Origin of the sequence: Burkholderia sp. SCN-KJ, assembly GCF_024656005.1 — a bacterium.
GTDB lineage: Bacteria > Pseudomonadota > Gammaproteobacteria > Burkholderiales > Burkholderiaceae > Burkholderia.
Genome location: NZ_JANKOG010000064.1, coordinates 1 through 7,079 on the forward strand (window position 1 = coordinate 1; position 7,079 = coordinate 7,079).

General features: G+C 57.2%; 6 protein-coding genes. All 6 read right to left on the bottom strand.

The annotated features are described in order from the left end of the window. Window positions 1-364 precede the first annotated feature (364 nt). Complete coding sequence (locus tag NQV17_RS37465; protein WP_257776110.1) at window positions 365-1,450, bottom strand: tartrate dehydrogenase; 1,086 nt, start codon at window positions 1,448-1,450, stop codon at window positions 365-367. Between the two features lie 109 nt (window positions 1,451-1,559). After that, complete coding sequence (locus tag NQV17_RS37470) at window positions 1,560-3,071, bottom strand: class I adenylate-forming enzyme family protein (protein WP_257776111.1); 1,512 nt, start codon at window positions 3,069-3,071, stop codon at window positions 1,560-1,562. Window positions 3,072-3,094: 23 nt separating this feature from the next. Beyond that, window positions 3,095-3,589 carry a MaoC/PaaZ C-terminal domain-containing protein gene (locus NQV17_RS37475; protein WP_257776112.1) on the bottom strand — a complete coding sequence of 165 codons (495 nt, stop codon included), beginning with the start codon at window positions 3,587-3,589 and terminating at the stop codon, window positions 3,095-3,097. Between the two features lie 28 nt (window positions 3,590-3,617). Beyond that, on the bottom strand, window positions 3,618-4,436 hold the full coding sequence (locus NQV17_RS37480) for a polysaccharide deacetylase (protein WP_257776113.1): 819 nt from the start codon (window positions 4,434-4,436) through the stop codon (window positions 3,618-3,620). A 246-nt stretch (window positions 4,437-4,682) separates the two neighbouring features. Next, window positions 4,683-6,074 carry an amidase gene (locus tag NQV17_RS37485; protein ID WP_374692809.1) on the bottom strand — a complete coding sequence of 464 codons (1,392 nt, stop codon included), beginning with the start codon at window positions 6,072-6,074 and terminating at the stop codon, window positions 4,683-4,685. Window positions 6,075-6,443: 369 nt separating this feature from the next. Beyond that, window positions 6,444-6,746, bottom strand: coding sequence for an enoyl-CoA hydratase-related protein (locus NQV17_RS38280; protein WP_374692810.1), 303 nt, complete (start codon window positions 6,744-6,746; stop codon window positions 6,444-6,446). Window positions 6,747-7,079: the final 333 nt, after the last annotated feature.

The following is a 7,079-nucleotide window of genomic DNA, read 5'->3' on the forward strand; positions in this document are numbered from 1 at the left end:
ACGAGGAACAGTTACCTCTGGGTTTCGAGCCTCTTCGCGAAAAACGGCCGTCGCCTCGAAACCAGCGAAACAACTCATCGATGGTTCGTGGCGGGAAGCGCGACGCTACGCACCGCGACATAGTGTGCTTCCGTGCATTGCGCCGGCTTTATACCGCCTGCTGCACCGAAGCTGCTCATACTATTCAGTCAAATTAGAAGAACTACTGGTATTTAAAAACTTTAGTACGTTGAGTTTTTTGAAACGAGGGCTTTGTGTCCGGCTACGACTACCGAGCGGCGAGAGCCAGACCCATCAAAGCTTAGCGGCGACATAGGAGTTTCCCTATGTCGCCGCCTGCCGTCTCCGAGCCGTTCTCATGCCGTTACGCTTGCCTTACGCGCTCACTGACGTCGACACCCACCTGAGTCGTATTTGCGGTTCCGCCCAAATCCGGCGTGCGTGGCCCCTGCGCGATGCCTTCCTCGATGGCCCGCAAGATGGCGTCGTGCGCAGCACGATACTTGTCCTGCCCTCGACCCAGAAAATCGAGCATCATCGCGCCGGTCCAGATCATGCCGAGCGGGTTTGCAACGTTCTTGCCGTAGATATCGGGCGCCGAGCCATGCACGGGCTCGAACAGCGACGGAAACGTTCTTTCTGGATTCAGGTTCGCCGAGGGCGCGATGCCGATCGTACCGGCGCATGCTGGTCCAAGATCCGAAAGGATGTCGCCGAACAGATTCGACGCGACCACGACGTCGAAGCGCTCTGGCGAGAGAACGAAACGTGCGCAGAGGATATCGATATGATATTTGTCCGTCTTCACCTCGGGATACATCGCGCTAATCGCGGCAACGCGCTCGTCCCAGAACGGCATGGAGATCGAGATACCGTTCGACTTCGTCGCGGACGTGAGATGCTTCTTCGGGCGGCTGTTCGCTAACTCATAGGCAAACTTCACGATTCTGTCGACGCCATGGCGCGAGAACACCGCCTCTTGGAGAACAACCTCCCGATCGGTTCCGGCAAAAAGGTGTCCGCCAACTGAGGAGTACTCCCCTTCCGTGTTCTCACGCACGACATAGAAGTCGATATCGCTCGGCTCCTTCCCTGCAAGCGGGCAAGGCACGCCTGGCATGAGACGCACGGGACGCAAGTTGACATACTGGTCGAACTCGCGCCGAAACTTGAGGAGTGAACCCCACAGAGAGATATGGTCGGGAACGATTGCAGGCCAGCCGACTGCCCCGAAGTAAATTGCCTCAAAGCCGCGCAGTTGCCCGAACCAGTCGGCCGGCATCATGTCGCCATGCTCGCCATAGTAGTCGCAGTTCGCCCAATCGAACGTCTCGAATTCGAGTCTGATGTCATACTTCTCTGCGGCAGCTTTAACAACGCGCAGGCCCTCCGGCATCACTTCCTTCCCAATGCCATCGCCTGCGATTACCGCGATCTTGTGCGTCGTCATGGTTACTGTCTATCAAAATGGCCTCATGCATGAGGCCAAAAATGTACGCTGATCCCCCCTGCGCGATCGCGCATGCACCCCATGCCATCCTTCCTGCCAAGACCATGCTTTACGCCTGCGTGTGCTCTTCGGTCCAACGCGCAAGGAGAGCCTTCTTATCGACCTTGCCAGTGATGCCGAGCGGCAGCTCGTTGGTCCAATAGATCTGGCTGGGAACCTTAAAATCAGCAAGTCTCGATTTACAATACTCGATCAATACATCCGCTGAGACGTGCTTGGCATCGCGGGAAACCACGTAGGCAGCAACGACCTGACCGAACTTCTCATCCGGCACGCCAATCACCGAGGCAGATTGAACGTCCGGATGCGACGCAATGGTTTCTTCAACTTCCGCAGGTGCGATGTTCGCGCCGCCACGGATGATGATGTCCTTGATTCGGCCCGTAAGGTAGTAGAACCCTTCGTCGTCTCGATAGCCCAGATCTCCGGTTCTCATCAGGCCGTGCTCGAAGGTAGCCGCCGTCAATTCGGGGTTCTTGTAGTAGCCGCACGTCGTCGAAGGCGCGCGCACCAGCAACTCTCCCACTTCCCCGGGTTTCACTTCATTGCCGCTGGCATCGATGATCTTGATGACTACGCCTGGCGCGGCCTTCCCAATTGCACTGTCGGGGACAGGCGCAGGGTCATTGGCAAATCGACCGAAGACCGGTCGAACTTCCGTCAGCCCATAGTAGTCATCGATCCTTTTGTTGAACCTGGCCTCGAAGCGATTGCGCAGCTCGCGCGACAACGGGGCGCCAGCCGACACCAGTAGGCGCATGAAGGACAAGTCGATGTGTAAGTCATTCTGCTCGGCATACTCAAGCATCATGGCAAACATCGTCGGCACGCCGTGGAACACCGTCGCGTTGTGGAGCGAGAACGCTTCCAGCGCTTCGCGCGGGTGGAATCGCCGCATCAGCACGACTTCCGCTCCAGCCTGCAGGGTCATGGAAGATGCGGTCGAAAGACCGTACAAAAACCCAAGGGGTAATGCCACGACGGTGACATCCGCCGGTGTCATCGCCCACAACTCGATAAGCGATCGATTGCCATCGACTTCGGCGGCCTGATCGAACGCGACTGCTTTGGGACGCCCGGTCGAACCCGACGTATACGCAATCTGAAAAATCTCAGTTTGCGCGTCGCGGGTCTGCGGTTCGCTCATGGCGCCGAGTTCGCCTAGGCCATCTAGAGACGCCAAGCGCGTAGCAGGTACCAGCGCAGCAGCTGACTCTGCAACATCCCGCTTTTTCTCGTCATGCAACAAGAGCGCGACACTTGCGTGGTCGAGGATGTATGCGACCTCATGCGCCGTCAAGCTGGGATTCACCGAAACGAAAGTCCCGCCGATCTTGCCAAGCGCATAGTAGAGCAAAATCACTTCGACGCGATTCTCGCAAAGCGACGCAACGGTGCTGCCAGGCCCGATGCCAATGCGCTTGAGTCGGTCACCAAGGGCTCCCACTTGCTCCACGAGTTGCCCGTACGTCAACACCGTCTCTGTGCTGCACAGAGCAACGCGTTCACTGTTGCGCTTGGCGTGCGCTTCGATTTCGGCTGTTATCAGGTTGCTGTTCATGCCTGCATGACCATCTGGCGTATTTAAGAGGCGAAGCCCGGCTTGCGCTTCATCATGACTTTCCACTCGCCTTCCTGGACCACTTCCCCACGTTGGTTCTCCACCGCAACATGGAAGAACACGATGCCGGCGGTAGACTTTTTCGTCTCACGTTTGGACGTCACGCGCTCACGCACGTGCAGTGTATCGCCAGCCTTCACGGGCCCCTTCATGTCCCAGGTCATGCCCAGAAAAGCGATGGCGGTACCTTCCTTCAGGCCGAGGCGGAACTCGAGCCCCGTTGCAATTGCGAATACGGCCGGACCGTGCAACAGACGCGCACCGAAGACACTGTTCTTAGCAAATTCTTCGTCGGTGTGAACCGGATTTTGGTCACCGGTTACTGCCGTGAACAGCACGATGTCAGCCTCGGCAATCGTGCGGCGCGGCGTCACCCACTCCTGACCAACTTCCAGTTCCTCGTAGTACTTTGCATTCGGGCCGAGCTGATCGGCGACCGGAGCTTCCATCGTAGACATGTTCAATTCCTCACTTCGTTTGATTTGGTTACTTGACGTTCTTAGATAACGCCACTGCTTTGAACTGCTTCGCCGCTTCTTCCATTGTCATGAAACTCACGCCCGCCCGAGCTCGCATGTGCTCAATCAAGCGTTCGAGCATCGCCACTCTTGGACCTCTGCCGATGATCTCCGGGTGGCACGTCAACGTGAAAAAGCCGTCTTCGGCATATGCTGCGTCGAACTCGCCCTTCCATGCCAAAAAAACGTCTTCTGTAGCACGCAACCCTGCGTTGTACGGGCGTGCCGACCAGTGAAAGTAGGGGTAGTCATCGAGCTCCCACGCCACCGGGAGTTCGACGATCGAACTGTCGGCGCCAAAGGTAACCTTGTCGTCCGACATCACGTCACCTCGCCGAGCGAAATACGGCTGGAAGTCGTTAGCCATCATGCTGCTGTCGTACTGAAGGCCCGCTTCCTCCAGAAGCACGATGCTGTTGTCGCTCAGGTCCCACGCTGGCGAGCGATATCCGCGCGGTCGCTTGCCCGTAATCGCCTGAAGTTCTTCCAAGCTGCGATGCAACAGATCGCGCTCTTCATCGATCGGGAGCCCGACCGGACTCTCGTGAAGGAGGCCATGCGCAGCGACTTCGTGGCCACCGCTTACGATTAACTCGAGTGCGTCCGGAAAATTGCGCGCCGTATGGGCAGGGGTAAAAAACGTTGCCCTTACTCCTTGACGAGCAAGCATGGTCAGAATACGTGGCAGTCCAGCGCGGACACCATACTCGCCCCGAGATAACGCTGTCGGGGTGGTCTGCTTGAACGTGCTAAACCAAATCGCGAGTGCGTCGAAATCGAACGTCAAGCAAACAGTCGTCATCGGTCAATATCCTGATTAGAACGCGGGCCAAACCCCATCGATGCAATCGCCTGCATAGAGAAATCCGGCACGACGCTCGGAGGTTTTCTCATCGGGGTACGGTCTACATACTCTACAATACAAAAATTAGACTCGCAAGTCAAAATTCAAGTCGTGATCCATCGGCAAAAATGGCAATGAGATCGTTGAGGAAAACCTGAACCGCGCGAGCAGAGGGCTTACCAATTCGCTTTACAGATCCGGAATCCGACCGGACCAGGGCGCGAGTTCCTCGATTTGCGCCGCCGTTGTGAGGATTTGGTCTTCCCGTCCGAAGTGTCCGACGAGTTGGACCCCAACCGGCAACCCTGCTGCGGTCCAATACGAGGGCACGCTAGCCGAGGGCTGTCCGGATGCGTTGCCGATCGTCAAGAACGCAGTGTATTTTGAGACCTCCCGACGAAACGACCAGAAATCGGTATTCATCGAGAACTGGCCCAAATGCACAGGAAGCTGTGTAAGTGTGGGACTCAAGGCAAGGTCGAAATCCTTCATGCCCCTAGCCATGCGCCGGCCAACGCTGTGGAACGTGTTGATCGCTGCGATGTATTGCGCGGCGCTCAACTCGCCGCCTCGTTTGTAGGCGTCGAAAATTGCGGGCTCGATGCGAGACCTCCAGCTCGCCTCGTCCCGGCCCTCAACCATGCCTGTGATCGATGCATAGGCATTCGCCATCAATACAGTGACGTGGGCATGAACCAATTCGTCGTAGTCGATGGATGGCAGCTGCGCGTCCACGACCTCGTGACCCGCACGCTTTAACAGCGTCGCCGCAAACTCGACGGCATCGAGACACGCTTGAGCGACTGGAATATTGTTGAAGGCAGACGTCCATTTCGCAATTCGTAGGGGCTTTGCGACATCGCGTCCGAGAAGATCCAAATACGATGTTGGCGCGGACGGCGAGGCGTAAGGAGCCCCCGCCTCGTAGCCTCCGACCGCATCCAACGCCGCCGCAGTGTCACGTACGCTTTTGGAAAGCACGCCCTCGACGGCGAGCCCCCCCCAGCCTTCACCACGCGATGGCCCCATCGGAATCCGTCCACGTGACGGCTTCAATCCGAATACCCCGCAACATGACGCGGGAATCCGGATAGACCCCCCCCCGTCGCTGCCGTGCGCGATTGGAACAATACCGGCTGCCACTGCAGCTGCCGCCCCGCCACTTGATCCGCCCGACGAACGGCTTTGATCCCAAGGATTCTTCGTCGGGTGCCCATTTGCAGTAGCTTCTGTTGTCGGCGCCATGCACAGTTCAGGCACTGTAGTGCGGGCAAACGAGATCAGCCCCGCGTCGTTGAATCGCTCGACGAGGGTGGCGTCGTATTTGAACGGGATATCGCGGAACAGATTCGATCCAATACTCGTCGGGAATTGCTTCGATGCCAGAGCCGAGTCCTTGAGCAAGAACGGCACGGCGCCGAACACTCCTTTAACTGCCACCGTTTTCGCTCGCGCCCGCGCGCCGTCGAAATCCGGATAACAAAGCGCGTGAATCTTAGGATCGACCTTGATTGCAAGCTCGATCGCACAATTCATCAATTCTTCCGGCGAAACCGATTTTTCTTTGAGCAGCGCGGCCAAGCCGAGTGCGTCATGTTGGATGTACTCTGATACTCTCATTTCTGCCCCTTGAAGCCGGCGTGCTCGCGACTAGCCGACCTGAAAATTGATACATGCTGGTGCCGAAATCGGCGTCGACAAGCAGTGGGCCAGGTGTATCGGTCCCAGTGCCGCTACGCAGACTTAAGCCCCATTCCGGATAGATGGATCGTAAGATGTATAGCGCCCTGCAAAGACGGACGTGCGTTTTTCGAGGAACGCACGCCTTCCCTCTTCGGCGTCGCTACTCTTGTTCAACTCGTACAGCTCGTCGACCTCGATTTCAAGTCCGTCCATAAGGGGCAATTCGATCGACACACTGCTCGTTTGAGGCAGCCACTGCAACTTGGCTCAGTGACATGAACGGAGCAATGAAGGCATTGACATCCTCCAAAAGGCCTGCAGCACCAAATTTAAGAGGCCGAATCTCAATGCTTCTTTCGCATCGACAGTACGTACGGTTGGCATCATGTCGAGCGCTCGCGAGCGTCCGATCGACCGTTGGAGTTGTTGAGTCCCGTCCGCCCCCGACAATTGGCCGATTATGACCTCCGCATGCGCGAACTGGGCGCACGGCGTTGCGACGAGCAAAAGTACAAGAATGAGCCAACTCCAAGCCGCCGCCCAGTGCGAACCCGAACACACGCTAACCAAAAATTTCGATAAGTCCTCGTTCTCGAGCGCTGCTTGCCCGATGCGCTGCGATCGCTACGCGCTATGTCAAGCGCGCTGGACAGTTGCCAACCGCAATCGCGCGTACATTCACGGTATACACCGATGTAACTCGCAATCGACGATAGGTCTGATACCGATGACGCTTCGCTTAGCGCGAGTCCATACACCGCATGAGAGAGCCTATCGAACACCTTATCGCTTCTGATCCTCGTTCGCCACGACGTATGGCGCAGTCGAATGCTGCCTTCTGCGCCGGGGGCGAGATACCTAAGATCGTATCGCGTGCGCCAGGCCAGATCTAAAAGCTCTGCC

Coding starts and splice junctions, on each gene's coding strand:
- NQV17_RS37465 (WP_257776110.1), bottom strand. CDS start 1,450: ATGACGACGCACAAGATCGCGGTAATCGCAGGCGATGGCATTGGGAAG.
- NQV17_RS37470 (WP_257776111.1), bottom strand. CDS start 3,071: ATGAACAGCAACCTGATAACAGCCGAAATCGAAGCGCACGCCAAGCGC.
- NQV17_RS37475 (WP_257776112.1), bottom strand. CDS start 3,589: ATGTCTACGATGGAAGCTCCGGTCGCCGATCAGCTCGGCCCGAATGCA.